The following is a 26751-nucleotide window of genomic DNA, read 5'->3' as shown; positions in this document are numbered from 1 at the left end:
GTGGGCCGGCAGCTGACCGCTCCCGACCCGGGGGTTGGTAGCGGTCAGCTGCCGGCTGGTCAGTTACCTCTGCCGGTTCCCCGGCTCAGCGCCGTCACCAGCTGTTCGAAGTAGATGCGCTGGACGTCCGCGTCGCTGACGATGCCCTGGTAGACAGCGAGATCGCTGACCTGCCCGTAGAGCCAACCGTCCGGCCCCGTCGGGGTGGTGGACCGGCCGACCAGCAGGGAACCGGTCGCCTGTCCGGGCTGCCAGGCGGGGTGCAGCCCCACCGCGCCCGTCGACACCCCGTCGACGTACAGCCGCACCTGCCGATGCCGGGCATCGAGAACCGCGGCGAGATGATGCCACTGGTCGGGGCCGGCAGCCGACGCGGTCGCCGTGGTGGTCGCGGAGTCGTCGGCCCCGGCGCGCACCTGGAACTCCCACCGCCCGCCGCCGGTCGGTTCGTACCCCAACCGGAACATGCTGCGGTCGCCGTCGTCCTGGGAGACGACCGTCTGCGCACCCCGCGCCGGGTCGAGCCGCGCCCAGACCGAAACCGCGAACGACTGGTCGGTGCGGAGCACCGATCCGTCCTGCCAGACCGGATTCCGCGGATCTCCGGGGTTGATCTGGGTACGCGCGTACTCCCGGGTCGCCTCGCCGAAGTGGGGATCGGACGGATCATCGATCCAGTGCCGGTCGTCGAGCTCCAGCACCATGCCACGGGCCGAGTCGGTGATGAAACTGCCCTTGGTCAGGGTGAGCTGGCGTCCGAAGGAGCTGCCGTCCGACACGGAGCACAGAGTCGGATCGATGTCCTCCTCGTAGCACGGGACACCGCTCTCGAAACGCCAGGCTCCGGCGAGCGGCGCCCGCAACAGCCCGGGCTCCGAAAACCCGCCGGAGCCGGGGTCGGACGCGAGCCAGCCGGTGAAATCCTGCCCCACCAGCGCTCGGGCGTACAGCCGGGCATCGGCCATGTTGCCCTGCCACCAGGTGCTGTCGCCGCGACCCAGGCGGAACTCGCCGGCCGGATCGTTGACGCCTGTCACATTGCCCACCGCGGCTTCAGCCACCCCGTCGACCCGCAGGGTGAGAGTGTGCTCGGTGGCGTCGTACACCACCGCCAGATGGGTCCAGAGCCCGACCGCCGGCGTCGACGTCGACCGGGCGACGGCAATGGTGCCGCGCTTGCCGAGCTTCGAGGGCATCTGCACCTGCCACCGGTTGCTCGCTTTGTCGTAGCCGACCGAGAAGGTGGCCCGGTGGCTGCCGGCCTTGCTGGCGAAGACCCGGCTGACCGAGGTGTCGGTCAGCCGTACCCAGGTGGCGAGAGAGAACGTCGCGGAGGTGTCCAGGGTCGACGGCGTCGCGGACAGGTAGGACGAGGTGCCGTCGAAGCCGACCGCCGGGGCACCGAGAAACCGGGCGTCCTCCTGCCAACTGATGCCCGTGCCGGTCAGCGGGGTGTCGCCGCCCAACGCCGGCTGCCCGTCGGCAAGTGCCTGCTCCCGGGTGACGCCGGGCACCGCCTCCAGCCGCCACCGCGCCGTCGCCGGGGCCGGGCGGTCGAACGTGGTCACACCACGGCCGGGGTCCGCCCCGGCCGCCGGGCCGAGGGGAAGCAGCGTCACGGCAGCGATCGTGGTCAGGGTCAGGGTGACCCGGCCAAGGCGGAACACCGCGTTGTGGTTGGTCATCAAACCTTCTCGGGAGATCGTCAATGCGGACGGACGAGGCCGAGAACACGCCCCGTCAGCACAGTGTCACAGGATCACCCGTTGGCCGCTGCCCCTCCCTTTCCCTCGATGCCGCCGGGGCGGCCCCTGCGCAGCACTCCGCAAGCACGCGCCCAGCTCACCGCCCAATCCACCGAAAGCGCTTGAGCCGACCCGTTGCCACCTGCGACCCGGTTCCGTTCGCAGGTGGGGCCGGGCGGCACACTTCTCGGCCGTCCGGATGGTCTTGGCGGACGAGTCATGAGAGGGTGTCCCGATGAGCGTCACCTCAACCGTGAGTCACCGGACCGGCATCCTGGGTGTCGGTTACGAGGGCCGCTCCATCGATGAGTTCGTGACCGGCCTCGCCGACCTGGGCGTCACGCGCCTGGTCGACGTCCGGATGACGCCGATCTCCCGCAAGCGTGGATTCAGCAAGTCGGCCCTCAGCCAGGCGCTCGCGGCACAGGGCATCGCTTACGAGCATCGCCGGGAGCTTGGCAACCCGAAGGAGAACCGCCCCGGGTTCGGCGGCAACCCCGAAGAGTTGCGGTCCGCACGGGCGGTGTACGCCTCTCGGCTACACCACGCCGAGTCGCTGGCAGCGCTCGACGCCCTCGCCGAGACGGCACAACGTGAGCTGGTGGCGCTGCTCTGTTTCGAGGCGGATGAGAGCCGGTGTCACCGCCAGGTCGTGATGCGCGCACTCGAAGGCCGGATGCCTATCGTTTCGGCCAGTACACGCCCAGCACGCTGAAGACGTGTACGCGCTTGGCCTGGTTGCCGACATAGAAGGCGACGTCACGGTTCGGCGCGCACATCTCTCCCAGAAACTTGGCCTCCAGAGCTTCCTGTAGCGCAGCGTCCGAGTAGCCAGCGAGCCGGCGTTGTAGCGCCACCAACTCCCAGTCGATGACGTGCTGCCTGTGCCCCTTGCACCCGGGCTCGTAGCAGCGGTAGTGGTACGCCGCCTTGAAGCGGGGGGCCTGTAGCGGGGACCTGCTCCGGCCGCTGAACAGGTCCGGCTGACTCGCGTACGCCTCGATCTTGCGTTGCTCGTCCTCGTCCCAACCGGGGTGCGGCGTGACCTTGAGTCCGCGAACCTCCTTGGGGCGCACGAGGGCCAGCGATTGCGCGTCAGCGCGCTCCTGAGCAGCACGGTTGAGACGACACATCGAATCCTCGACAGCCGGATCAAGCAACGGCTGTCGAGACCGCCAGCCGTCGAGATGGCGCTCCCTGGAAATCCGCTCCATGATCGGCTTCCAACTTTCGCGCCGCTGATCCTGCCGTGCCGGCTTGGCGTCGACGGAGATGATGTCGTACTTCCTGAACGCCTCGTCGCTGTGCAGATACCGGAAGTTGATCGGGTAGAGGCGAATCCACGTCGGCTGCAACACGTCCGTTCGCAGCCCCGCCACGCAGACGGTCTCTCCGTACTTCTCTGACGGGTTCGGTGCCGCCTTTACCGTAATGAGCAGCTGTAGCCGAACGGTGCGGTCGTCGGCCGGCTTCGGGTCGGGTCCAGCCTCGCCGGGACCGAAGAGTGACATCTGCGCCACGCGCGCCTCCAGCATGAATAGCCGTAGGTAGTCGTGTGATCACACGATGATTCAGGTTCTCACGGATCGACAGATCGACATAGAGAGATTGGCGACGGCGGCCGACCGATCGACTGATCAGTGTCTGCGCTGGTGGGGCGGGCGGGGTTCGAACCCGCGACCGAGGGATTATGAGTCCCCTGCTCTAACCGGCTGAGCTACCGCCCCCGTACCGCGCCGGATCGTAACCCGCCCGACGAATCACCGGCCACCGCCGCAACGGTGCCACCCGTCGGCACCGTTCGGCACGATGGGCTACGCGAGGATAACAGTCAGCAGCGGCTGCGGTGGCACCCGAATCAGCCCGCCGCGCGCAGTTGTGCGAGCACCGAACCGGCGGTACGCCAGCCGCTGGCCAGGGCCCCCTGGATGGACGGACTGTCCCGGTGGTCACCGGCCACGAAGAGCCCTCCGCCGAGGGCCACCGGCTTGCGCAGCCGCCCCTGCGGCGGTGGCGCGGCGGGCAGGGCGTGCGGCACCGACACCGTGGTCAGGTGTTCCCAGTCCGCTGTGGAGCGTCCGTAGAGCCGGTCCAGTTCGGCCCGGATCGTCGGTTCGGGCGGGGCGGTGGGGCCGACCACGGAGGTCGCCACGAGATGCCGGCCGGGCGGGGCGTACGACGGCGCGGCCCGGCTGACCACCACCGTGTTGGCCACGAGTTCCCGCCGGTCGCCGTCGACGAGCAGGATCGGTTCGTCGAGCGGCGGCTCGGGGGCGCTGTGGTAGTAGGTGGTGTAGCTGTGGGTGCGTACCCGGGGCAGGGTGGGCAGCAGCGTGGTCGCCGCCGTCGGGTCGGCGGCGACCACGACGGCACGGCAGGTGATCTCACCGGCCGGGGTGCGGACCCGGCCGGGGGCGACCGAGGTGACCGGGGTGTCGCAGCTGATCAGGTCGGCCGGCAGGGGGGCGGCGACGGCCTGCGGCAGCGCGGCCATCCCCCGGGCGGGTAGGCCGATCCGGCCCCGGACGAAGGACCGCAGGATCATCGCCAGCACGTGGCTGGAGGTCTCCAGTTCCCGGTCGATCAGCACGCCGGACAGGAACGGCCGGATCAGCTCCTCGATGATGGTGTCGGACAGCCCGGCCCGGCGCAGGGCGGACTCGCTGGTGGTCTCCGGCGCGTCGAGCAGCCGGTGTGCCGGCAGGGTGGCACAGCCGGTGGCGAGGGCGGCGAAGCGCAGCCGGTCGGGCAGTGAGCCGACGCCGGCGAGCACGGTGGCGGGTGTGCCGCCGGGTTCGCGCAGCGGGTGGACCAGCCGGTCGAGCCGGTCACCGCGGCGGACCAGCACCCCGGAGGTGAACCAGCCCAGGTCGAGGGTGCCCAGGTCGAGCAGGGTGCCGAGCCTCGGGTAGGCGGTGTTGAGCACCTGGAAACCCCGGTCGAGCAGGTAGCCGTCGACGGTGTCGGTGGCGACCCGGCCGCCGATCCGGTCGCCGGCCTCCAGCAGCCGCCAGGGCACCCCGGCCCGGTGCAGCCGGCGGGCGACCGCCAGCCCGGCGAGACCACCGCCGACGATCACCACGTCCGTCTCAGCCACCATGTGCCACCTCCGTGTCGTCGCGCGCCGACCGGGACAGTCGGCTCGGCCACCACACCGTGGGCCCGATGTCGTACGCCAGGGCGGGCACCAGCAGTGAGCGGACCACGATGGTGTCCAGCAGTACCCCGACGGCGACCGCCACACCCAACTCGACGAGCACCACCAGCGGCAGTACGGCCAGCGCCGAGAAGGTGGCGGCGAGCACGATACCGGCCGAGGTGATCACCCCGCCGGTGACGGTCAGCCCGGCCAGCACCCCGGCCCGGGTGCCCCGCCGGGCGGACTCCTCACGGACCCGGCTCATCAGGAAGATGTTGTAGTCGATGCCCAGCGCGACCAGGAACACGAAGGCGAACAGGGGGAACGACGCGTCGACCCCGGGGAAGTCCAGCAGGTAGGTGAAGACCAGCGCGCAGAGCCCGAGGGTGGCCAGGAAGGACAGCACCACCGTCGCGATCAGCAGCACCGGCGCGACCAGCGCCCGCAGCAGCAGCGCCAGGATCACCGTGATCACCACGAGGACGACCGGGATGATGACGTTGCGGTCCCGGGTGGAGGCGTCGGAGGTGTCCACGTCGATGGCGGTGAACCCGCCGACCACGGCGTCGGCGTCCGGCACCCGGTGCACCGCCTCGCGCAGGTTGCGGATGGTCCGGGCGGCGGCGTCGCTGTCCGGCGGGTCGGTCAGGGTCGCCTCCAGTTCCACCCGCCCGTCGACCACCAGGGGTGGGGCGTCCGGGGCGGGCGGGCCGGCCTGGTCCCGCCCGGTCACCTGACGTACGGCGGCCACCCCGGGCACGCCCTGCGCGACCTGGGCGACCTGCCCGGCGGTCTGCTGTCGGGTGAAGATGGTCGCCGGACTGCCGGTGCCGCCCGGGTAGTGCCTGGCGATCACCTCCTGCCCGGCGACGGAGTCGGTGCGGTTGGCGAACAGTTCGGACTGGCCGAGGGTGGTGGCCCCGAGTTGGGTGAGGCCGAGGGTGAGCAGCGCCAGCACCACGGCGGTGGTCAGCCACACCACCCGGGCCCGGCGGGCGACGAAACGGGCGATGCGGGCCCACAGCCCGTGTTCGGCCTGCGGGTCCGCCCGGTCCACCCCGGGGGTACGCGGCCAGAACGCCCACCGGCCGCCGAGCACCAGCAGCGCGGGCAGGAATGTCAGCATCACCAGCAGGGTGGCGGCGATGCCGATGGCGGCCACCGGACCGAGTGCCCGGTTGGAGTTGAGGCTGGACAGCAGCAGGCAGAGCAGGCTCACGATGACGGTGGCCCCGGAGGCGGCGATGGCCGGGGCGGCACCCCGCCAGGCGGCGCGCATCGCGTCCCAGGGGCGCTCGTGCCGGTGCAGTTCCTCCCGGTAGCGGGCGATCAGCAGCAGCGCGTAGTCGGTGCCGGCGCCGAAGACGAGCACGGTCAGGATGCCCTGAGCCTGCCCGTTCAGCTTGATCACGTCGTGCTTCGCCAACTGGTAGACGAAGACCGCCGCCAGCGCGTACGACATTCCCGCCGCCAGCAGCGGGAAGACCCACAGCACCGGGCTGCGGTAGACGACCAGCAGGATGACCAGCACCACGACCAGGGTGACCAGCAGCAGGGGCCCGTCGATGGCGGAGAAGACCTCGATCAGGTCGGCGAGCAGGCCGGCCGGGCCGGCGACGTCCACGGTGAGCCCGTCCCGGTCGCCACCGGCGATGCTCCGCAACTCGTCGACCACCCGGCCGATCTGTTCCCCCTCGGCGTCGTCGATCGGCACCACCACCTGTAGGGCCTGCCCGTCCTGGCTGGCGATCGGTGGGGGCAGCGGGCCGGACACCCCCTTGACCTGGGCGAACCGGGTGCTGTCGGCGACCGCCCGTTGCTTGTCGGCACCGGTGATGCCGGTGCTGCGGGCGTACACCACCAGGGCGGGGGTGGTCGGGCGGGCGACGAAGCCGGCGGCGAGGTCCTGGGCGCGGGTCGCCTCGGCGTCGGCGGGCAGGAAGGCGGCGTTGTCGTTGGTGGCGACGTCGCCCAGCTTGCCGGCGTACGGTCCGGCGATTGCGCCGACGACCAGCCAGCCCAGGACGACCGCCACGGCGATCAGCGTGGCCGTGCCCCGGCCCCGTCCACCGGCCATCCCGGTCCACCCCTTTAGTCGACGCGCCCGTCGACGCCGCGGGAGTCCAGGTCGACATCAGTCATCCTGCCGCCCGGTTACGCCCTCCGGGGCCGAAACCGCCCAGCCGACCCTCGTCGCGGGCGGCGGAGAAGGACGTCGGCAGCGGGATAGGAAAAGCCCGTCGGCGGGGCCGACGGGCGGGAGTGCAGGACTGGGCTCCCCCGTTTGGACTCGAACCAAAAACCTGCCGGTTAACAGCCGGCTGCTCTGCCAATTGAGCTACGGGGGACTGCTTCGTCGCGTCGTGTCGGATCTCTCCGGCGCTCGGCGACGGCACAAGAGTACAGGACTTCGGGGGGGTTCGGTCCAGGGGGTTACCGCATTCGACCGCCGCGCTACCGCCCGGAACGATCGACGCTCACAATGCGGACAATTCGTCATCCCGGCACAACCAGGTATGAGCGCGGAGCAGGATGGGTAGTTAGCTGTCGACCGAGAAAACTGTGGGGCGCGACGATGGTCGGTCCCGACCGGACACCACCGGCGGGAACGACGGGAGCGTCAGGTACGGAAGGAGCCGCCATGCGCGGAAAGATCATGTTTCTTGGCGGGCTGGCTGCGGGCTTCGTCCTGGGCGCCCGTGCCGGCCGGGAGAAGTACGAGGAGCTGGTCGTGCGGGGCCGCAAGGTGCTCGACCACCCGACCGTCCAGGAGGCCGCCGGGGTCGCCCAGGCCCAGGCCACCCGCCTGTACAGCGAGGGCAAGGACAAGCTCGGCCAGTCCAGGCTCGGCGAGAAGCTGCACACCGGCAACACCGGCAAGCCGGAGCTGACCCCCGCCGACGACGCCTTCGCCGGCACCCCGGCCACCGTCGGCGCCAAGTCGGGCGTCACCCCGACCAGCTCGACCACCACCACCCCGAAGCCCAAGGCGCCGGGCACCGGCACCAACGGCAGCACCCTCTGACCGTCCGTAGGTCGTCGGGCCGGTCGCCACGTGGCGACCGGCCCGACGGGTGTCTCAGTCCTTGCCGCTGCTGAACGCCGCGTCGAACGCCGCCGTCGGGGCGTCGAACGCCAGCCGGCGGACGAACTCCAGCGCCTCCGGTGCGCCGACCAGCCGGTCCATCCCGGCGTCCTCCCACTCCACCGAGATCGGCCCGGTGTACCCGATCGCGTTCAACGCCCGGAAGCAGTCCTCCCAGGGCACGTCGCCGTGGCCGGTGGAGACGAAGTCCCAACCGCGCCGCAGGTCGGCCCAGGGCAGGTGGGAGGCGAGCCGGCCACGCCGGCCGTCCCCGGTGCGCACCTTCGCGTCCTTGCAGTCGACGTGGTAGATCCGGTCGGCGAAGTCGAAGATGAAGTTCACCGGGTCGAGCTCCTGCCACACGAAGTGCGACGGGTCCCAGTTGAGCCCGAACGCGGGCCGGTGGTCGATCGCCTCCAGCGTGCGCTTGGTGGTGTAGTAGTCGTAGGCGATCTCGCTGGGGTGCACCTCGTGGGCGAACCGCACCCCCACCTCGTCGAAGACGTCGAGGATCGGGTTCCACCGGTCGGCGAAGTCCTGGTAGCCGCGCTCGATCATCGCCGGCGGGACCGGTGGGAACATCGCCAGCGTGTGCCAGATCGACGACCCGGTGAAGCCGACCACCGTGTCCACGCCGAGTTTCGCCGCCGCACGGGCGGTGTCCTTGATCTCCTCGGCGGCCCGCTGACGTACCCCTTCGGGTTCGCCGTCGCCCCAGATCCGGGCGGGCAGGATGTCCTGGTGCCGCTCGTCGATCGGGTGGTCGCAGACGGCCTGACCCACCAGGTGGTTGGAGATCGTGAAGACCTTCAGGTTGTGCTTGGCCAGCGTCTCCTTCTTGCGTTCGACGTACGAGTCGTCGGCGAGCGCCTTGTCGACCTCGAAGTGGTCGCCCCAGCAGGCGATCTCCAGCCCGTCGTAGCCCCATTCGGAGGCGAGTCGACAGACCTCGTCGAACGGCAGGTCGGCCCACTGGCCGGTGAAGAGCGTGATCGGTCGCGCCATCGTCTGTCTCCCCTGTTGTGGTGGGGATTCCTGAGCTGACCGGGGCGAGGGGACCGGGCCGGGCCGGTACGTCGACGGCCGTGCCGGGTCACCGGTGGGTGCACACGCACCTGGGCCCAACGGGTTGCGCCTCCCGTCGGGTCACCGGCCACCCGCAGGTCGCCGCCCACCACTCTAAGCCCACCCCACCCCCCACGAAACCCCTCTTCTCACCCACCGCCCCTCGCCCACCCCAGCCCGCCCACTCCCCCGCCCACACGCCCACACGCCCCGACGCCCGACGCCCGACGCCCGAACGATCAAGAGGTTTGCGTCACGACGGGCGACCCGCGTGACGCAAACCTCTTGATCACCGATGCTCAGCCCGACCGGCGGGCCGGGCGGGCCGCCGGGTGGGCGGCCCGCCGGCCGGGTGGGACAGGGCCTGGTGGGACAGGGCTGGGTGGGGTTACTGGGGGAGGGTCCACTTCTGGTTGGGGGCGGAGGAGTTGCAGGTCCAGAGGAGGACCACGGTGTTGTCAGCCGAGTTGTTGCCGTTGACGTCCAGACACTTGCCCGAGGCGGGGTTGCGCAGGGTGCCGTCGGACTGGGACGACCAGACCTGCGGGCTGCCGCCGGTGCAGGTCCACAGCTGGATCTTCGTACCGTTGGCGGTGCCGCCACCCGACACGTCCAGGCACTTGCCCAACGCCTTGATCGGGCCGTTCGGGGTCACCGTCCAGGTCTGCCGGGCGCTGCCGTTGCAGGTGAAGATCTGGATCTGGGTGCCGTCGGCGGTGGCGCCGTTGCGCACGTCCAGGCACTTGCCGGCCAGCCCCTTGATCGGGCCGGTGCCGGGGGTCGGCGTGGTGCCGCCCAACTCCTTGATCCGGATGTTGCGGAACGAGGCGTCGTCACCGTCGCCGTGGTTCTGGATGCCGATGTGACCGGCGAGCGAGCGGACCGGGTTGGTGTTGGTGAAGTCGTTGATCTTCGCGCCGTTGAGGAAGACCTGGAGCCGTTCCCCCTCGACCAGCAGTTCGTAGGTGTTCCACTCCCCCGGCGGGTTCAGCGCCGCGTCCCGGGCCGCCTGGTCGGCGGCCTGGAACGAGTAGACCGAGCCGGTGGTCCGGTCGACCGTGTCGGTGGCGTCGATCTGCACCTCGTAGCCGTTGTCCATCGCCGAGTTCGGGTCGCTCGACGGCGGGAAGCCGATCAGGACGCCCGAGTTGTCGTCGCCGTCCACCTTCCAGTCCAGCTTCAGCGAGTAGTTGGTGAACTGCTTCGCGCTGTACCAGAGCATGCCCAGCCCACCGACGGAGCTGAGGGTGGCGTTGGCGTTGGTGAAGCTGCCCGGCCCGGCCTGCGACCAGCCGTTGGTGGAGCCGTTGTAGAGCGCGGTGTAGCCGGTCTCCGGCCGGCAGTCGGCCTTCGTCCGGCCGGCCGCGTACCGGATGCCGCCGAGCAGGTGGGCGCGGAAGGCCGGCTCGGAGTACGCCGACTGGTTGTGCCCGGCGCCGGTGTAGAACGACCGGCCGCCGTTGTACGTCTTGCACCACACGTGCGGGTGGTCGGCCCCCATCCCACCCCCCGAGTACGACGACTCGTCGAGGTTGGCCAGCACGTGCGCGGTGGAGCGGGCGTTGGTGCGGAAGTTGTACCACTCGTCGGTGCGCTGCCAGGTCGGGCCGAGGTGGGCGGTGGCCGCGTGTGCGCGGTCCTCCACCCGGACGGTGGCCTGCTGGATGGCCGGGTGGGAGGCGAACCACGCCCCGACCAGGTTGCCGTAGAACGGCCAGTCGTACTCGGTGTCGGCGGCGGAGTGCACGCCCACGTACCCGCCACCGGCGGCGATGTACGACTCGAAGGCGCTCTGCTGGCTGGCGTTGAGCACGTCGCCCGTGGTGTTGAGGAAGATCACCGCCTCGAACCGGGCGAGGTTGGCGGCGGTGAACTGGCCACCGTCCTCGGTGGCGGTGACGGTGAAGTTGTTGGCCGCGCCCAGGTCACGGATGGCCTGGGTGCCGACCGCGATGGAGTCGTGCCGGAAGCCTGCGGTCTTGGAGAAGACCAGCACGTCGTAGGCGGCGTCGGCGGCGGTCGCGGGGGTGGCCGGGGCAGTACAGGCGAGGGCGGCGAGGACGGCGGTGGCCGCGCCGAGGAGGGGCCGGAAAAGTCTCATGTCGTGCTCCAGTACGCCGGGGGCGCGGGACCGGACGGGGCCGGTCCCGCGCCCGTCAGGTCAGGTCAGGGCAGGGTCCACTTCTGGTTCGCGGCGGCGCTACAGGTCCACAGCAGGACCACGGTGCTGTCGGCCGAGCTGTTCCCGGAGACGTCCAGGCACTTGCCCGAGGCGGGGTTGCGCAGGGTTCCGTCGGACTGCGCCGACCAGACCTGCGGGCTGCCGCCGGTGCAGGTCCACAGCTGGATCTTGGTGCCGTTGGCGGTGCCGCCGCCGTTGACGTCCAGGCACTTGCCCAGCGCCTTGATCGGGCCGTTCGGGGTGACCGTCCAGGTCTGCCCGGCCCCACCGTTGCAGGTGAAGATCTGCACCTGGGTGCCGTCGGCGGTGGCCGCGTTACGCACGTCCAGGCACTTGCCGCCCAGCCCCTTGATCGGCCCGGTGCCGTTGGTCGGCGGTGGGACGGTGCCGGTGTTGAGGGTGAACGCGTCCAGGTCGTAGAGCAGTCCGCTGCCACCGGCGAAGGTCAGGTAGAGCGTGGTGGTGCCGGTGGGTGCGCCGGACACCGTGCCGGTGACGGTGGTGAAGGTTTCCCAGCCGCCGGTGACCGGAACGCTGGCCTGTCCGAGCACGGTGCCGGTGGGCAAGCCGGCGCGGATCTGGAGGGTGCCGCCGGCGCCGGCCGAGGAGACCCGCGCGGTGAACGAGGTGACGTTGCCGATCTGGTACGGGGAGAACCCGATCCATTCCCCGTTCTCGATGTTGCCGACGGTCTTGCCGCCCTCGGCGGGGGTCTTGTCGTAGAGGGTCACGCCGGACGAGGTCTTGAAGTGCTCGGCCTGCCGGTGCCGGGGCTGAAGGGTGTGCTGGGTGTGCGTGGTGAGGCCACCGGCGTCGGTGTACTCGGCGTCGAAGATCGCGAAGATGTTCGCCGCGTCGTCGTGCTCGCCGTCGACCGGGATGGTGATCGTGCCGGAGCAGCCGTTGACCGAGGAGATCTGGTGACCGTGCTGGTCGTGGCCGAGCACGTAGGTCATCCTGACCTTGGTGCAGTCGACCGTGCCGTCCTCGGGGTCGGTGACGGTGATGCTGAACGGCACGGTGTCACCGAAGGAGAACAGCGAGCCGTCGACCGGACCGGTGATGGTGACCGTCGGGGCGGTGTTGCCGACGTTGACCGTCACGCTGTTCGTGCCGGTCGCCCCCTGCGGGTCCCGCACGGTGAGCGTCGCGGTGTACGAGCCGTCGGTGGTGTACGTCTTCGTCGGGTTGGCCGCCGTGGAGGTGGTGCCGTCACCGAACGCCCACGAGTAGGTCAGCGCCCCGCCCTCGGGGTCGGCGGATCCGGCCGAGGAGAAGTTCACCGTCAGCGGCGCGGGTCCGGAGGTGCGGTCGGCGCTCGCCCGGGCGGCCGGTGCCCGGTTGCCGACGCCGACGTAGTCGAAGCGGTACAGGGCCGAGTTGGCGTCACCGTTGTAGTAGCCGGTGCCGTAGTCGAGCAGGTAGTACGCCCCGTCGGGGCCGAACGCGGAGTCCATCACCTGCTTGCCCACCCAGGGGAAGCTGTCGATGGTGCCGGGCGACCCGTCGGCGTTGACGTGGATCGGCTTGACCCAGCCCCGGCCGAACTCGGTGGCGAAGAACTGCCCGTCGAAGCTCTGCGGGAACTTCGTCGCCGAGGGGTTGTTCGGGTCGTACCGGTAGACCGGGCCGGCGGCCGGCGACTCGGAGCCGCTGCCGAACGCGGCCGGGCTGCCGGCGTCGCCGCCGTACCGGATCCAGGAGGGCTTGGCCGGCGGGAGGGTGGTCAGACCGGTGTTGCGGAACGAGTTGTTGGTCGGCCCGCCGGTGCAGTTGTATTTCGGGCCGGTCGAGTTGGTGGCGAAGTTCCACTCGTTGTACGTCTCGGACGTGGTGTTGGTGCCGGTGCAGTACGGCCAGCCGTAGTTGCCGGGGCCGGTGACCCGGTTGAACTCGACCTGGCCGGAGGGGCCCCGGTTGGCGTTGGTGCTGCCGGCGTCCGGGCCGTAGTCACCGACGTAGACGACGCCGGTGGCCTTGTCGACGCTGATTCGGAACGGGTTGCGGAAACCCATCGCGTAGATCTCGGGGCGGGTCTTCGCGGTGCCGGGCGGGAACAGGTTCCCACTCGGGATCGAGTACGTCCCGTCGGGGTTCATCTTGATCCGCAGGAGCTTGCCGCGCAGGTCGTTGGTGTTGCCGGCACCACGCTGGGAGTCGTACGCCGGGTTGCGGTTGGTCCGTTCGTCAAGCGGCGAGTAGCCGGCGGAGTCGAAGGGGTTGCTGTCGTCGCCGGTGGACAGGTAGAGGTTCCCGGCGGCGTCGAAGTCCATGTCGCTGCCGACGTGGCAGCAGATGCCCCGGTCGGTCCCGACGTCCAGCACGTCGACCTTGCTGGACATGTTGATGGTGAAGTCGGCGTTCAGGGTGAACCGGGACAGCCGGTTGACGCCCTGCCAGGCGGACCAGTTGCTGCCGGTGGCGGGCGCGTCGCCGCCGGGGGTGGACAGCGGCGGCGCGTAGAAGAGGAAGATGTGCCGGTTGGTGGCGAAGTCCGGGTCGACCCCGAGGCTCTGCAACCCCTCCTCGTCGTGGGTGTAGACGGGGATGGTGCCGATCACCCGGGTGACGCCGGCGGAGTCGGTACGACGCACGGTGCCGTTGCGGGCGGTGTGCAGCACGGACCGGTCCGGCAGCACGGCGAGCGACATCGGCTCGCCCATCTCGTTGACGCCCCGGGCCAGCTCGACCTGCTGGAAGTCACTGGCGTTGATGGTGTGTGCGGCGGCCGGGGCGGGTGGGCCGGTGGTCGCGGCGACCGTGCCGGCGGTGACGGCCAGCAGCAGCACGGCCGCTGAGGGTAGCCACCGTCGGGATCGGTGACCTGTGTAGTCCTTTGTGGACATTGGAGGGTTGTCCCTTCCTGACGGATCACGGCCAGGGCGGGACGCGTGCCGCCGCGCCGGATGCCGGGTGGTGGGGTGGAGTGGTGGGGTGTGGCAGGGCAGGCCGGGCTGCCGGGGGTGCCCCGGCCGGCCCGAACCCTCGGCCGGGGCGCGAACCGCCCAGCGGAAGGTCGCTCGCCGAGGGGTTACCGCGCCGCCGGTTCACCTTGACGAAACATGCCCGTGATGCCACAAACATTAATGGCGACCTATATCAATGTCCATACCCTCTGCCCACCGGTGTGGGTTTTCATCAGATGAAGACCCCACCCCGGCCACCCGGCACCCGCACGGGAACCCACATACATCTGATGAAAGACCGGCCGCCGTGCCGGTCCCGCCGCGCCGGGGTGCCCACCCCGCACCGCCGCAGGGGCCGGGGCGGGACGGCTCAGTGCTGCCGGTGCACGGCCTGGTCGGCCAGGGCGGCCAGCGCGGCACGGGCCGGCTCCGCCAGCGGCACCTGGCCGAGCGCCACCCGGGCGGCATCGGCCCGGACCCGGATCAACCGCTCGATCTTCTCCCGCGCCCCGGTCGCCTCGATGATCGTCCGCAGCTCGGCGGCGCCCGCCGCGTCCAGCTCCGGATTGCCGAACAGGTCCCGCAGCCGGGCGGCCTGGGCCCGGTCGGCGGCGTCGCGGGCCATCGCCATCATCACCGTCGGCTTGCCCTCCCGCAGGTCGTCCAGGATCGACTTCCCGGTCACCGCCGGATCACCGAAGACACCCAGCACGTCGTCGCGGAGCTGGAACGCGTCACCTAACGGATCACCGAAGTCGACGAGCGCCGCGATCAGCTCCGCCGGGGCGCCGGCCAACGCCGCACCGATCTGCAACGGCCGGGTCACCGTGTACCGGGCCGCCTTCATCCGGATCACCGTCAGCGCGCTGGCCACCGAGCCGTCCCCGACCCCGGAGACCAGGTCCAGGTACTCCCCCGCGATCACCTCGGTACGCATCCGGGCGAAGACCCGGTAGCCCTGCCAGATCTGCGCGGAGGTCATCCCGCACTCGTGGAACATCTGATCCGACCAGGCCGCGCAGAGGTCCCCGCAGAGCAGCGCGGTGTTGCGACCGTACGTCTCCGGGTCGCCGCGCCACGCCGAGCGGGTGTGCAGCTCGGCGAAGACCCGGTGCACCGACGGCGCGCCCCGGCGGTGGTCGCTGCCGTCGAGGATGTCGTCGTGGATCAGCGCGAACGCGTGGAACAGCTCCAACGCCGCCGCCGCCACCACGATCGGGCGGTCGTCCACACCCCCGGCCCCCCGCCAGCCCCAGTAGCAGAACAGCGGACGCAGCCGCTTCCCGCCGGCCAGCACGAACCGGTGCAGGGCGGTGAAGATGCCGCGCGGGGCACCGTCCGGCCAGTCCGGGCCCTGCCGGTCGAGGAACGCCACCAGCTCGGCGTCGAAGCGGGTACGCAGCTCACTGGCGTCGGTCGGGGCTGCGGTGAGCGTCACCGCCGCTCCCCCGCGCCCGGCGGGCCGGTCGGGGCCGAGGCCGCCCCGTCGGCACCGGCACCCAGCCCGGCCAGCTCCAGCAGCAGTGCCTTGACCTCGGTCGCGGCGAAGGTGTCCCGGGCCAGCGACGGGTCGGAGCAGAGCAGCACCGGGCCGTCCGCCGGGTCGGCCGGCAACCGGCCGTGCGAACCGCGCACCGCCCGCGCCCCGGCGTCCAGACCGACCACGCTCATCAGGTAGCGCATGCCGAGCTTCTTACGGGCCAGCGCCACCCCCGCCCGCCGCTTAGCCGCACCCGGCGCGGCCGGGTCGAAGAACAGCTCCGCCGGGTCGTACCCGGGCTTGCGGTGGATCTCGACGTTGCGGGCGAAGTCCGGGGCGCGGTCGTCGTCGAGCCAGTAGTAGTAGGTGAACCAGGAGTCCGGCTCGGCCACCAGCACCAGCTCACCGGCCCGCTCGTGGTCCAGCCCGGCCGCCGCCTTGCCCTCGGCGTCGAGCACCTCGGCCACCCCGGGCAGCCCGGCGCAGAGCTTCGCCACCGCCGCCACGTCCGCCGGGTCCTTCACGTAGACGTGGGCGACCTGGTGGTCGGCCACGGCGAACGCCCGCGACGTCCACGGGTCCAGGTACTCCATGCCGTCCTGGGTGTAGACCCGCAGCAGCCCCTCGGCACGCAGCAGCCGGTTGACGTCCACCGGACGGGAGACGTCGGTGATGCCGTACTCGGACAGCGCCACCACCGTCGCGTCGGCGGCCCGCGCGGCGTCCAGCAGCGGGGCGAGCACCGCGTCCAGCTCCGCCGCGGCGGCGGCGGCCCGGGGCGAGGACGGGCCGAAGCGTTGCAGGTCGTAGTCGAGGTGCGGGACGTAGACCAGGGTCAGGTCGGGGGCGTGGTCGGCGAGGATCCGCTCGGCCGCCCGGCAGATCCACCGGGACGACGGCAGCCCGGCACCCGGCCCCCAGTAGGTGAACAGCGGGAAGGTGCCCAGCGCGTCGGTGAGCGTGTCGTGCAGTTCCGGCGGGTCGGTCCAGCAGTCCGGTTCCTTGCGCCCGTCGGCGTAGTAGATCGGGCGGGGCGTGACGGTCCAGTCGACGTCCGCGCCCATCGCGTACCACCAGCAGACGTTGGCCACCGTGTAGCCGGGCTCGACCCGACGGGCCGCCTGCCACACCTTCTCCCCACCGACCAGCGCGTGGTGCTGCCGCCACAGCAGCACCTCACCGAGGTCGCGGAAGTACCAGCCGTTGCCGACGATGCCGTGCCCGGACGGCTGCTCACCGGTCAGCAGGGTCGCCTGCGCCGAGCAGGTGACCGCCGGCAGCACGGTGCCCAGTCCGGCGGAGAAGCCCTGCTCGGCGACGGCGCGCAGCCGGGGCATGTGGGCCAGCAGCCGGGGGGTCAGGCCGACCACGTCCAGCACCACCAGCCGGCGGCTCATGCCGACACCCCGCTGCGTCCGGCGCGGCGGTGGCGCCTCGTCGTACCGGGTCGCTGGCGCTCGCTCATCGTGGTACTCCCAGGGTCGTCGGGACGGCTCGCCCGGCCGGGGTGAGGCCGAGGGTGACCAGTTCGTCGCGGGCGAACGCGAGTTCGGCGGCGATGCCCACGGCCAGTGCCGCGTCGGTGCGGGGCCGCCGCGCCGCCGGCAGCACCCCCCACGTGTACGTCTCGACGTCCAGGTGGTCGCAACCGGCCGTCGGGCCGGCGAGCAGCGCGGCCAACGCGGCGCGCAGCACCGGCAGGGTGGAGGTCAGCGGCGGCTCGGGTGGGGCGTGCAGCGGCACGTGGTAGTGCACCCGCCAGGCCCCGGGCAGCCGTGCGGCCAGCGCCTCGTCCAGGTCGTCGGCCGCGTACGCCGGATCGGCCGGATCGGCGGCGTGGGCGCAACCTGCGGTGCGGGTCTGGTGCAGGAACCTCGGCTCCACCCAGCGGCCCAGCGCCTCGGCGTCGGCGACCGGGTCGGCCGACTCCAGCGCGGCGGAGACCTGCACCTTGACCACCGGCAGCCCGGCGGCGCGCAGCCGGGCCAGCGCCGCGACGGGCTCCTCCCAGGCACAGGCGAGGTGGGCCAGGTCGAGACAGATCCCGAGCCGGTCCGGGTCCAGGTCGGTCAGGAGCGCGGCGGCCTGCCCGCTGCTCTCCACCACGCAGCCCGGTTCGGGTTCGAAACCTACCCGCACCACCCGGCCGGTGTCCCGTTCCACCTCGGCCAGGCCGGTCGTGAGCGCGTCGAGCCGGCGACGGGACGCCTCGGCGTGCGCCGCGTCCCAGGGTTGCCGCCAGGCCAGCGGCAGGGTGGAGACCGAGCCCCGGGCCGCGTCGTCGGGGAGCAGGTCGGCCAGGATCCGGGCCAGGTCGAGGGTGTAACGCAGCCGCTGCCCGGTGGTCCAGTCCGGGTGGTACACCGCGCCCTTGACCACCGGGGCCTGGAAGGCCGCGTACGGGAAGCCGTTGAGGGTGACCACCTCCAGCCCCCGGTGGGTCAGCTCGGCGCGCAGCCGGCGACGGGCGGCCGGGTCGGCGGCCAGTTCGGCGGCGGCCGGGGCGGCCAGCCACAGCCCGAGGCCGAGCAGGTCCGCGCCGAGCGCCTCCCGCACCGGCAGGGCGTACGTGTCGAGTTGGGCGAGGATGCCGGCGGTGTCCTCGGCCGGGTGCACGTTGGTGCAGTAGCCGAGGTGGACGGTGCTGCCGTCGGCGTGCCGCAGCCGCATCAGTCGCCGCCGCGCAGGATGGAGTTGCCCTCGAAGGTGCCGCTGGCCGGGGTGTCCAGGTCGGTCAGGTCGAGCCGGCCGGATTGCCCGTAGAACTCCACCGGGTTGCGCCAGAGCACCAGGTCGACGTCGTCGTCGGTGAATCCGGCGGCCAGCATCGCCTCGCCGGTGGCCCGGGTGAGCAGCGGGTCGGAGCGGCCCCAGTCGGCGGCCGAGTTGACCAGCATCCGCTCGGTGCCGTACGTGCGCAGCAGCTCCACCATCCGCGGCGGCGACATCTTGGTGTCCGGGTAGATGGAGAAGCCCAGCCAGCAGCCGCTGTCCCGGGCCAGTTTCACGGTCACCTCGTTGAGGTGATCCAGGGCCACCCGGCCCGGCGCGATGCCGCTCTCGGCGACCACCGCCAGGCTCCGCTCGACGCCGCGCGCCTTGTCCCGGTGCGGGGTGTGCACCAGGGCCGGCAGGTCGTGGTCGACGGCCAGGGCGAGCTGGGTGGCGAACGCCTCGTCCTCGGCCGGGGTCATGTCGTCGTAGCCGATCTCGCCGACCGCGACCACGGCGTCCTTCTCCAGGTAGCGGGGCAGCAGGTCGAGCACGGGCCGGCAGCGGGGGTCGTTGGCCTCCTTCGGGTTCAGCGCCACGGTGGCGTGGTGCCGGACGCCGAACTGGCCGGCCCGGAACGGTTCCCAGCCGATCAGCGAGTCGAAGTAGTCGGCGAACGAGGCGGCGCTGGTGCGCGGCTGCCCCAGCCAGAAGGCCGGCTCGACCACGGCGCGGACCCCGGCGGCGGCCATCCGCTCGTAGTCGTCGGTGGTCCGCGACGTCATGTGGATGTGGGGGTCGAAGATGCGCATTCACGCCTCCCTGATGGTGAGCCGGTCGAGCAGTGCGGTGGCGTCGGCGGGGAGCTGCCGGCCGGCGGCGTGCCGTTCCGCGGCGAGCGCGGCGAGCATGGTGGCCAGTTCCCCGTCGGCCCGGTCGTCCAGGTCGGCGACGACGGCCAGCGGGACCCCGATGAAGACGCACTTGAGCACCGCCTGCCGCCAGGCGTCGGCGGCCAGGTGCCGGGCGTACGGGCCGAGCGCGGCGGCGACCAGCCGGGTGTCGTTGGTGCGGATCGCGTCGTGCAGCAGCGGCACCCCGGCGTCGTCGATCGGCAGCAGCGGCAGGGCCTTGAGCACGGCCCGCTTCTCGGCGGCGTCGCCGTACCGGTAGACCTGCTCGACCTGCCCGGCGGCCCGGTCGGCGGGCAGCGCGACCAGCAGCAGCGCGCGGGCCGCCTCGTCGGCGCTCCAGCCGGGGGCGTCGGGCAGGTCGTGCCGGCCGCACCGGCGGGCGGCGGCCGGGAAGTACCGCGCGACCGTGTCGGGCTCGGCCGCGACGTGCCGCAGCGCGGTGTCCAGCCAGTCGGGACCGGGTGCGCCCGCCAGCGCGGCCCGCAGTCGATCAGGTGTCATCCGTCTTCCCTCCCCAGGTACGTTCGGTCGGCGGTGGTCAGTCCGCCCCGGTGGTGCCGGCGGGCACGGGTGGCGTGTCCACCGCGAGACCGGCCTGCCGGGCGGCGGTACGCAGGAAGTCCAGCGACCGGGCGGCCACGGTGGGCGCGGCGTGCGAGTGCCGGGGCAGCTCCACGGCGACGAGTCCCCGGTAGCCGCCGTCGGCCAGGGCCCGCAGCACCGGCGGGAAGTCGATCTCGCCGGTGCCGAACTCCAGGTGTTCGTGCACGCCCCGGCGCATGTCGTCGATCTGCACGTTGACCAGGTGCTCGGCCACCTGGCGTACGCAGTCGGGCACGGTCGCCGACTCCAGGCAGCGGCAGTGTCCGATGTCGAGGGTGATGCCGAAGCACGCCGGCTCGCCGAGGGCCCGGTGCAGCCACCGCCAGCCGGCGATGTCCTCGACCAGCATCCCCGGTTCCGGTTCGAAGCCCAGGGTCACCCCGGCCCGGTCGGCGGCGGCCACCACCGTGGCGCAGCCGGCGACCAGCCGGTCCCGGGCCACCTCCACCGGGACGTGGCCGGGCCGGACCCCGGCCCAGAACGAGACCGCCTCAGCGCCGAGGTCCGCGCCGACCCGCACCGCCCGCTCCAGGAAGTCGATCCGGCCGGCCGCCTCGTCGTGCAGCAGCGTCGGGGCGTGCTTGCGCCACGGGTCGAGCAGGTAGCGGGCACCGGTCTCGACCACCACGCCGAGTCCCAGCGCGGCCAGCCGGTGCGCCACCGCGTCGACCCGACGGGCCAGCCCCGGCGCGTACGGGTCGAGGTGGTCGTGGTCGAGGGTCAGCGCGACCCCCTCGTAGCCGAGGTCGGCCAGCACGGTCAGGGCGTCGTCGAGCCGGTGGTTGGCGAACCCGTTGGTGCCGTAGCCGAACCGCAGCCGCTGCCCGGGCGTGGTGGTGGGCGGTGGGGTGGTCATGTCGGGGAGAGCTTCCGGGCCAACCGGCCGCCCAGCGGCGCGGCGAGCGCGACCAGCGCGCCGACCAGCCCGGCGCCGGCCCGGGCGGTGAGCGCGCCCTGCAACGAGGGCAGCCCGGTGATGCCGGCCCCGACGGCGGCCCGGACCCGGCCGGCGGTGGGCTCGGCGGCGACCCGGGCCTGCGCGCCGCCGTACCGGGCGACGTACCAGCCGGCCAGGCCGACCGGCAGCGCGGCGGCGACCATCCCGGCCAGGGGACGCGGGGCCGGCTCGGCGGCCAGGGGACGCGGGGCCGGCGTCGGGGCGGTGCGGCGGGGCAGGGTGGTGGCGGCCAGCGCGACCAGGGCGGTGCCGGCGAGGGTACGTCGGGGCAGCGCCGCGTCGGCGCCGCTGACCTCACGTCGGGACAGGGCGGTGACCGTCCAGGTGTGCGCGGCGACGGTGAGCGCCGCCGGCAGCGCCCGCACCGGCCGGCCGGGGGACGCGCCGAGCAGCACGTCCAGCCCCCGACAGGCGGCCATCACGGCGGGACCGGCGGCGGTGTTCTTCGCCGCCAGGTCGTACCCCCAGATGGTGGCGGCGAGCGGGAGCGCGACGGCCGCGGCCCGACGACCGCCCACGGCGGCGGCCAGGCCCAGGCCGGCGGCGGTGAGCCCGGCGGCGACCCCGGCGGCGGCGGCCGGGCTGACCCGGCCGCTCGGGATGGGCCGTTCCGGGCGTTCCTCGGCGTCCAGCCCCCGGTCGGCCCAGTCGTTGGCGGCCATCCCGGCCCAGTAGAGCAGCACCGACGCGCCGGCCAGCCCGGCGGTACGCGGACCGAGCACCCCGGCCGCCGCCGCCCCGGCCACCAGGTCACCCGGTACGGACAGCGCGGCCGGCGCCCGGACCAGCTCGGCCAGGTCGGCCAGGCTGGTCACCCGGCACCGCCGGCGTGCAGCTCGCTGGCGAAGTCGACGAGCCGCTGCCACTGCGCGCTCAGCGAGTGGGTGGGCGAGTCGATCGGGTCCTTGAAGAAGAACGCCAGCTCGGGCAGGGGGCCGACCCGGCCGGCGGCGTGCGCGGCGGCGGTGAGTCGGGCCAGGTCGAGCACCAGCGGGGCGGCCAGCGCGGAGTCGCAGCCGTGCCAGGTGAACTCCATCCGCATTCCGGTGCCGAGGAACCCGGCGAAGGTGATCAGATCCCAGGCGGTCTTGAAGTCGCCGAGGTCCTCGACGTAGTCGATGCGGGTGCCACCCTGCGGCACGTAGCCGAGGGTCTCGCCGAGGACCCGCTGCTTGCTGTCCACCTTGGCGGCGTTGGCGCCCGGCTCGGCCAGGGTCGCCCCGTCGCCGCCGCCGAGCAGGTTGACCCCGGACCAGGACCGCACCGCCAGGTTCCGCATCGCGAACATCGGGGCGAGCACCGACTTGACCAGGGTCTCCCCGGTCTTGCCGTCGTGCCCGGCGTACGGCAGGCCGCGCTGGGCGGCCAGCGCCGCGAGCGCCGGCAGGCGCAGCCCGGTGGACGGGGTGAAGTCGACGTACGGGCAGCCCGCCTCGACGGCCGCGTACGCGTAGAGCGAGCTGGGCGGCAGCACCTCGTCGGGGCCGGCGAGGGCGGCCCGCAGGGCGTCCGGGTCGGCGTGGCCGGGGTGCGCGGCGGGGGCGGGTTCGGTGGCCGAGACGTTGACCACCACCACCCGGTCCAGCTGGTGCCGGTCGCGGAACGCGGTCAGCTCGGCGGCGATGGCGGCGGCCCGGTCGGCCTGGCTGCCGCCGGTGGGGGCGGGCCGCAGGTCCTCCTCGACGGCGGTCAGGTCGGCGGTGAGCGCGGTGGCCAGCCGGCCGGGCAGCACCCCGGCGGCGGCGAGTGCCTCGGCCCGCTTGGTCAGCGGGGTGGTGGCCACGTCGTGACCGCCGAAGACCAGGTCGGCGAAGGTGGGCAGGGCGGGCCCGCGCAGGTCGGGCAGTTCGGTGACGCAGCCGGTGGGACCGGTGAGACCGGCCCGCAGGGCGAGGCCCCCGACGATGGCGGTGGTCGCGACGGAACCGCGCGCTCCCACCAGCCAGACACCCGTTCTCATGGTGCTCCCTCCGTCGGGTGGAAACGCTCTGTCGGTGAAGTGGTACGGGTGGGCGCGGGGTGGCCCCGCCCGCCCGCCGTGCGGGATGGCACCGGGCGCGGCGACGATGTCGGCGGCATCGTCTCCGCATCCGGTTCCCGTACGGCGTGCGGACGGGGCTGGTAGGCAGGGCCGGTTCGGCGTCTCGGCCCTGCCTCCCCGCATCCGGCCGACGGCGGCGGCGCGCCTCCGGCCGGACGACTGTGGTCGGTGATTCGGTTTATCGAATCACGCTCATCTATGTTCTAACAGGCGGCCCTCCGGTGCGACCGGGGAATCCCGGTCCGGCCGCACCGGACGGCCGACGTGCGCGTGCCCCGGGCCGACGGCCCGACGCACACCCTCCGGCACCGACCCCGGCCCGGCCGCGGGGCGCAACCGCGGCCGGTCCCTCGCCGGTCGGCGACGGAGGTGGCTGGTCAGACGGCGAGCGCGGCCAGGGCCGGCTCGACGTCGGTCCACTGGGAACCGAGCTCCGCCGAACGGGTCACCGCATCCAGCACGAGCTGTACCTGCAACGCGTCGGCGAACGACGGGGTCGGGTCGACGCCGGTGGCGACCGCCTCGACGAAGTCGCGCATCTCGTGCGTGAAGGAGTGCTCGTAGCCGATGATGTGCCCCGGCGGCCACCAGGCCGCCATGTACGGGTGCTCGGCCTCGGTGACCAGGATGCGGGCGAACCCCTGCTCGGCCGTCGGCCGGGTGGCGTCGTAGAACTCCAGCTCGTTGAGGCGTTCCAGGTCGAACACCACCGAACCGAGCGAACCGTTGATCTCCACCCGGAGGGCGTTCTTGCGGCCGGTGGCGAACCGGGTCGCCTCGTACGTGGCCAGTGCCCCGTCGTCGAGGCGGGCCACGAAGATCGCGGCGTCGTCGACGGTGACCGTGCCGGTCGCCGTAGCGTCGCCGTCGACCTCGGCGGCCAGGCCGCTGGACGCGCCCGGCAGCGGACGCTCCTTGACGAACGTCTCGGTCACGGCGCTGACCCCGGTGATCCGTTGCCCGGTCACGTACTGGGTCAGGTCGATGATGTGCGCCCCGATGTCGCCGAGGGCACCGGAGCCCGCCTTGTCCTTCTCCAGCCTCCAGACCAGGGGGAACTGCGGATCGACGATCCAGTCCTGCAGGTACGTCGCACGGACGTGCCGGATCGTCCCCAGCCGTCCTTCGGCGACGAGCTGTCGCATCAGGGCGACGGCGGGCACCCGGCGGTAGTTGAACCCGCACATGGACCGGACCCCGGCGGCTGCCGCGGTGGCCGCGGCGGCGGTCATCGCCCGCGCCTCGTCCACCGTGTTGGCCAGCGGTTTCTCGCAGATCACGTGCTTGCCGGCGGCGAGCGCGGCGAGGGCGATCTCGGCGTGGCTGTCACCTGGTGTGCAGATGTCGACCACGTCGATGTCGTCCGAGTTGACCAGGGCACGCCAGTCGGTGGTGTGCGCGTCCCAGCCCAGCCGGTCGGCTGCCTCGGCGACCTTCGCGGCGTCCCGGCCGCAGATCTTCGCCATCCGAACCCGGGCGGGCAGGTCGTACACCCGGTTCACGGTGCGCCACGCCTGTGAGTGCGCGGCGCCCATGAACGAGTACCCGATCATGCCGATCCGGAGTTCGCTGTCGTGAGTGGACAAGGTGGGTCTCCCCCCGTGTATCAGAACCCGAGCTTGAGGTAGTTGCTCGCGTTCTCCTTGGTGATCGTCTCCGAGGCGAGCACGATCTCCTTGGGCACCTGGAGTTCCACCAGGTCGGACATGCCCTTGCCCTGGGCGATGAGACGCGCCAGGGAGATGGCCGAGGAAGCCATCGACGGGCTGTAGGTCACGGTCGCCTTGAGCACCGTGTTGTCGGCCTGGATGTCCTCCATGGCCTTCTTCGAGCCGGCGCCGCCGACCATGAAGAACTCCTTGCGGTTGGCCTGGTTGACCGCGGCCAGAACACCGATGCCCTGGTCGTCGTCGTGGTTCCAGACCGCGTCGATCTTCGGCAGGGCCTGGAACAGGCCGGTGGCCGCCTGCTGGCCGGAGTCGGCGGTGAACTCGGCCGGCCGCCGGTTGGCCACCTTGAACCCGGCCGTGGCCAGGGTGTCGGCGAAGCCCTTGGACCGCTGCTGGGTCAGCTCCAGCGAGTCGATGCCGGGGATCTCACCGATGATCGGGTTGCTGACGCCCTTGGCCTTGAGCTGCGCCACGATGAAGTTCGCGGCGGCCACGCCCATGCCGTAGTTGTCGCCCATGATCTGCAGCCGGTAGGCCAGCGCGTCCGGGAACGCCCGGTCCAGGTTGACCACCGGGATGCCGGCCTTCATCGACTCCAGGCCGAACGCGTTGAGCTCCTTGCCGTCGTGCGGCAGCACCACGATGACGTCAGGCTTCTGGGCGACCAGGGTGGACAGCGCCGCCCGCTGGGCCGCCGCGTCCGCGCCGGCCTCGACGGTCTTGAAGTCCACGTCCGAGTACGCGCCGGCCTGCGCCTTGGCGTTGTTGGTGATGGCGGCGATCCAGCCGTGGTCGGCGGCGGGGGCGGAGAAGCCGATGGTGACCTTCTTGCCGGGGGCGGCGTTGCCGCCGTCGGCGTTGTCGGCCGCCTTGGTCTGCGCCGCGGTCGGTGTGGACTCGTTGCTGGTGCAACCGGCGAGGAGCACACCGGCGCCGACCGCCGCGCCGCCGAAGAGCAACCGGCGACGGGACAGGTCACGGGGCTGGGTCATGACGACCTCCAGGAAATGACGGATGGTGGGGGTGAAAAAGGTTGTGCTGATCCCGGCCACCGTCGGTGGCCGCCGGAATGCGATGGTGCGGAGGGTCGGGACGCGCCCGGTGGGGCGACGCGTCCGGGTCAGGCGGGGGTGGTCAGCTTGTTGCGGCTGAGGAACTGGGTGACGCTGCGGAACTGCACCTGCTGGATCAGGACGGCGCCGACGATGATGCCGCCCTTGACCATGTTCTGGGCCTCGGTGGACAGGCCGTTGATGGCGAAGAGGTTGGTGATGGTGGAGAAGATCAGCACCCCGAGCAGGGACCCGATGATGGTGCCCCGGCCACCGCTGAGCAGCGTGCCGCCGATGATGGCCGCGGCGATCGCGTCCAGCTCGTAGAGGTTGGCCATGGCCGCCTGGGCGGAGTTGGCCTGCGCGGTCAGCATGATCGCGGCGATGCCGCAGCAGAGACCGGAGAGCGCGTAGAGCAGCAGGGTGTGCCGCCTGACGTTGATGCCGGCGAGCCGGGCCGCCTCCGGGTTGCCGCCGACGGCGACCGTACGCCGGCCGAAGGTGGTGCGGTTGAGCAGCACCCACCCGGCGGCGACCACGGCGGCGAGGATGTAGACCAGCAGCGGGATGCCCAGCAGGTCGGTGCTGGCGATGCCGTTGATGAAGGAGTTGTTCGACACCTGGGTCTGCTTGCCGGAGATCTGGGCGGCCAGACCCCGGGCGGCGACCATCATGGCCAGCGTGGCGATGAACGCCACCAGCCGCCCGTAGGAGATGAGGATCCCGTTGACCAGGCCGACCGCGACACCGACCACGACCGCCGTGAAGATCATGCCGCCCGCGCCGTAGCTCTGGGTGGCGACCGTGGTCGCCCACACCCCGGCGAGGGCGACGATCGCGCCGACCGACAGGTCGATGCCGCCGCCGATGATCACGAAGGTCATCCCGACGGTGACCACCCCGACCACCGAGGCGAGCTTGAGGATGGTCAGCGTGTTGCCCCACACCCAGTCCGGGTTGGAGTAGAGATCCCAGCGGGTCGCGGCGCCGATCACCACCAGCACCACCAGCACGCCGATCAGGCCGAGGTTACGCTTCGCGCCCTCACCGCCCTCACCCGCCCAGAACGACAACCCACCGGTCCTGGGCTTCTCCTTGAGCGACGCCGTCACCGCCGGGTCTACCGGCGGGGACTGCGCCGGCAGGTCCGCCGGCCGGTCCGGCGTCGCGGTCCCGGTCGACTCACTCATGCCGTCACC

General features: G+C 72.1%; 20 protein-coding genes and 2 tRNA genes. 2 read left to right on the top strand and 20 right to left on the bottom strand.

Translation table 11 applies throughout. From position 1 onward, the window contains the following. Positions 1–59: 59 nt before the first annotated feature. The gene (locus ACWCHM_RS03655; RefSeq protein ID WP_454221493.1) at positions 60–1685 is read right to left on the bottom strand and encodes a LamG domain-containing protein; all 1626 of its coding nucleotides are present in this window, start codon (positions 1683–1685) and stop codon (positions 60–62) included. 295 nt (positions 1686–1980) lie between these two features. On the opposite strand from ACWCHM_RS03655, the gene ACWCHM_RS03650 reads away from it, so the two are divergent. After that, a complete protein-coding gene (locus tag ACWCHM_RS03650) occupies positions 1981–2460 on the top strand; it encodes a DUF488 domain-containing protein (protein ID WP_239485535.1) in 480 nt (159 codons plus the stop codon). Here ACWCHM_RS03650 and ACWCHM_RS03645 read toward each other — a convergent pair. The 5 genes from ACWCHM_RS03645 to ACWCHM_RS03625 all read right to left on the bottom strand — a co-directional run bounded on the left by ACWCHM_RS03645 (position 2426) and on the right by ACWCHM_RS03625 (position 7232). Then, positions 2426–3280, bottom strand: a complete 855-nt coding sequence (locus ACWCHM_RS03645; protein ID WP_421487659.1) for a hypothetical protein — start codon at positions 3278–3280, stop codon at positions 2426–2428. The two genes, ACWCHM_RS03650 and ACWCHM_RS03645, sit on opposite strands and share 35 nt — an antisense overlap. Positions 3281–3395: 115 nt before the next feature. Further along, positions 3396–3472 (bottom strand) — tRNA-Ile (locus ACWCHM_RS03640). A gap of 131 nt (positions 3473–3603) precedes the next feature. After that, positions 3604–4845, bottom strand: coding sequence for an NAD(P)/FAD-dependent oxidoreductase (locus ACWCHM_RS03635; protein ID WP_454221492.1), 1242 nt, complete (start codon positions 4843–4845; stop codon positions 3604–3606). After that, positions 4835–6961 (bottom strand): MMPL family transporter, encoded by a 2127-nt coding sequence (locus tag ACWCHM_RS03630; RefSeq protein ID WP_454221491.1) that lies wholly within the window; start codon positions 6959–6961, stop codon positions 4835–4837. The genes ACWCHM_RS03635 and ACWCHM_RS03630 overlap by 11 nt, the downstream gene beginning before the upstream one ends. A 198-nt stretch (positions 6962–7159) precedes the next feature. Then, positions 7160–7232: transfer RNA gene (locus ACWCHM_RS03625), tRNA-Asn, on the bottom strand. Positions 7233–7525: 293 nt separating this feature from the next. Between ACWCHM_RS03625 and ACWCHM_RS03620 the strand changes: the two genes are divergently transcribed. Further along, positions 7526–7909 (top strand): hypothetical protein, encoded by a 384-nt coding sequence (locus tag ACWCHM_RS03620; RefSeq protein ID WP_204959513.1) that lies wholly within the window; start codon positions 7526–7528, stop codon positions 7907–7909. Positions 7910–7963: 54 nt separating this feature from the next. Here the strand turns inward: ACWCHM_RS03620 and ACWCHM_RS03615 are convergent, their stop codons facing one another. The 14 genes from ACWCHM_RS03615 to ACWCHM_RS03550 form a co-directional block, all read right to left on the bottom strand. Then, positions 7964–8974, bottom strand: a complete 1011-nt coding sequence (locus tag ACWCHM_RS03615) for a sugar phosphate isomerase/epimerase family protein (RefSeq protein WP_204959514.1) — start codon at positions 8972–8974, stop codon at positions 7964–7966. 448 nt (positions 8975–9422) lie between these two features. Beyond that, complete coding sequence (locus ACWCHM_RS03610) at positions 9423–11135, bottom strand: ThuA domain-containing protein (RefSeq protein WP_421487656.1); 1713 nt, start codon at positions 11133–11135, stop codon at positions 9423–9425. A 65-nt stretch (positions 11136–11200) separates the two neighbouring features. Then, entirely contained in the window at positions 11201–14062 is a 2862-nt protein-coding gene (locus ACWCHM_RS03605) for a carbohydrate-binding protein (protein ID WP_454221489.1), read from the bottom strand. Positions 14063–14492: 430 nt separating this feature from the next. Further along, positions 14493–15560 carry a polyprenyl synthetase family protein gene (locus ACWCHM_RS03600; RefSeq protein WP_204959517.1) on the bottom strand — a complete coding sequence of 356 codons (1068 nt, stop codon included), beginning with the start codon at positions 15558–15560 and terminating at the stop codon, positions 14493–14495. Then, the gene (locus ACWCHM_RS03595; protein ID WP_454221487.1) at positions 15557–16999 is read right to left on the bottom strand and encodes an alkaline phosphatase family protein; all 1443 of its coding nucleotides are present in this window, start codon (positions 16997–16999) and stop codon (positions 15557–15559) included. Before ACWCHM_RS03595 ends, ACWCHM_RS03600 begins: the two co-directional genes overlap by 4 nt. A gap of 64 nt (positions 17000–17063) precedes the next feature. Next, positions 17064–18272 carry a metabolite traffic protein EboE gene (gene eboE / locus ACWCHM_RS03590; RefSeq protein ID WP_454221486.1) on the bottom strand — a complete coding sequence of 403 codons (1209 nt, stop codon included), beginning with the start codon at positions 18270–18272 and terminating at the stop codon, positions 17064–17066. Then, entirely contained in the window at positions 18272–19126 is an 855-nt protein-coding gene (locus ACWCHM_RS03585; RefSeq protein ID WP_204959520.1) for a TatD family hydrolase, read from the bottom strand. The genes eboE and ACWCHM_RS03585 overlap by 1 nt, the downstream gene beginning before the upstream one ends. Then, positions 19127–19729 (bottom strand): EboA domain-containing protein, encoded by a 603-nt coding sequence (locus ACWCHM_RS03580; RefSeq protein ID WP_204959521.1) that lies wholly within the window; start codon positions 19727–19729, stop codon positions 19127–19129. Positions 19730–19766: 37 nt separating this feature from the next. Then, complete coding sequence (locus tag ACWCHM_RS03575; protein WP_454221485.1) at positions 19767–20687, bottom strand: sugar phosphate isomerase/epimerase family protein; 921 nt, start codon at positions 20685–20687, stop codon at positions 19767–19769. Beyond that, positions 20684–21604 (bottom strand): SCO3242 family prenyltransferase, encoded by a 921-nt coding sequence (locus tag ACWCHM_RS03570; RefSeq protein ID WP_454221484.1) that lies wholly within the window; start codon positions 21602–21604, stop codon positions 20684–20686. Before ACWCHM_RS03570 ends, ACWCHM_RS03575 begins: the two co-directional genes overlap by 4 nt. Next, the gene (locus ACWCHM_RS03565; RefSeq protein WP_454221483.1) at positions 21601–22749 is read right to left on the bottom strand and encodes an inositol-3-phosphate synthase; all 1149 of its coding nucleotides are present in this window, start codon (positions 22747–22749) and stop codon (positions 21601–21603) included. The genes ACWCHM_RS03570 and ACWCHM_RS03565 overlap by 4 nt, the downstream gene beginning before the upstream one ends. 458 nt (positions 22750–23207) lie before the next feature. Continuing rightward, a complete protein-coding gene (locus ACWCHM_RS03560) occupies positions 23208–24416 on the bottom strand; it encodes a Gfo/Idh/MocA family protein (RefSeq protein WP_088644430.1) in 1209 nt (402 codons plus the stop codon). A gap of 20 nt (positions 24417–24436) precedes the next feature. Next, entirely contained in the window at positions 24437–25492 is a 1056-nt protein-coding gene (locus ACWCHM_RS03555; RefSeq protein WP_454221482.1) for a substrate-binding domain-containing protein, read from the bottom strand. A 128-nt stretch (positions 25493–25620) separates the two neighbouring features. Beyond that, complete coding sequence (locus ACWCHM_RS03550; RefSeq protein WP_204959526.1) at positions 25621–26742, bottom strand: ABC transporter permease; 1122 nt, start codon at positions 26740–26742, stop codon at positions 25621–25623. Positions 26743–26751: the final 9 nt, after the last annotated feature.

It is taken from the genome of Micromonospora sp. SCSIO 07396 (genome assembly GCF_053667945.1).
The sequence above is the reverse complement of the archived record's forward strand: the minus strand, read 5'-3'. Positions and strand labels throughout refer to the sequence as shown.

Bases quoted from the DNA above. Each gene is read 5' to 3' on its own strand.
- ACWCHM_RS03565 (WP_454221483.1), bottom strand. From the start codon at position 22,749: ATGAGAACGGGTGTCTGGCTGGTGGGAGCGCGCGGTTCCGTCGCGACC.
- eboE (WP_454221486.1), bottom strand. From the start codon at position 18,272: ATGCGGCTGCGGCACGCCGACGGCAGCACCGTCCACCTCGGCTACTGC.
- ACWCHM_RS03655 (WP_454221493.1), bottom strand. From the start codon at position 1,685: ATGACCAACCACAACGCGGTGTTCCGCCTTGGCCGGGTCACCCTGACC.
- ACWCHM_RS03610 (WP_421487656.1), bottom strand. From the start codon at position 11,135: ATGAGACTTTTCCGGCCCCTCCTCGGCGCGGCCACCGCCGTCCTCGCC.
- ACWCHM_RS03585 (WP_204959520.1), bottom strand. From the start codon at position 19,126: ATGCGCATCTTCGACCCCCACATCCACATGACGTCGCGGACCACCGAC.
- ACWCHM_RS03650 (WP_239485535.1), top strand. From the start codon at position 1,981: ATGAGCGTCACCTCAACCGTGAGTCACCGGACCGGCATCCTGGGTGTC.
- ACWCHM_RS03555 (WP_454221482.1), bottom strand. From the start codon at position 25,492: ATGACCCAGCCCCGTGACCTGTCCCGTCGCCGGTTGCTCTTCGGCGGC.
- ACWCHM_RS03575 (WP_454221485.1), bottom strand. From the start codon at position 20,687: ATGACCACCCCACCGCCCACCACCACGCCCGGGCAGCGGCTGCGGTTC.
- ACWCHM_RS03595 (WP_454221487.1), bottom strand. From the start codon at position 16,999: ATGAGCCGCCGGCTGGTGGTGCTGGACGTGGTCGGCCTGACCCCCCGG.
- ACWCHM_RS03645 (WP_421487659.1), bottom strand. From the start codon at position 3,280: ATGCTGGAGGCGCGCGTGGCGCAGATGTCACTCTTCGGTCCCGGCGAG.
- ACWCHM_RS03580 (WP_204959521.1), bottom strand. From the start codon at position 19,729: ATGACACCTGATCGACTGCGGGCCGCGCTGGCGGGCGCACCCGGTCCC.
- ACWCHM_RS03620 (WP_204959513.1), top strand. From the start codon at position 7,526: ATGCGCGGAAAGATCATGTTTCTTGGCGGGCTGGCTGCGGGCTTCGTC.
- ACWCHM_RS03605 (WP_454221489.1), bottom strand. From the start codon at position 14,062: ATGTCCACAAAGGACTACACAGGTCACCGATCCCGACGGTGGCTACCC.
- ACWCHM_RS03630 (WP_454221491.1), bottom strand. From the start codon at position 6,961: ATGGCCGGTGGACGGGGCCGGGGCACGGCCACGCTGATCGCCGTGGCG.
- ACWCHM_RS03615 (WP_204959514.1), bottom strand. From the start codon at position 8,974: ATGGCGCGACCGATCACGCTCTTCACCGGCCAGTGGGCCGACCTGCCG.
- ACWCHM_RS03550 (WP_204959526.1), bottom strand. From the start codon at position 26,742: ATGAGTGAGTCGACCGGGACCGCGACGCCGGACCGGCCGGCGGACCTG.
- ACWCHM_RS03635 (WP_454221492.1), bottom strand. From the start codon at position 4,845: ATGGTGGCTGAGACGGACGTGGTGATCGTCGGCGGTGGTCTCGCCGGG.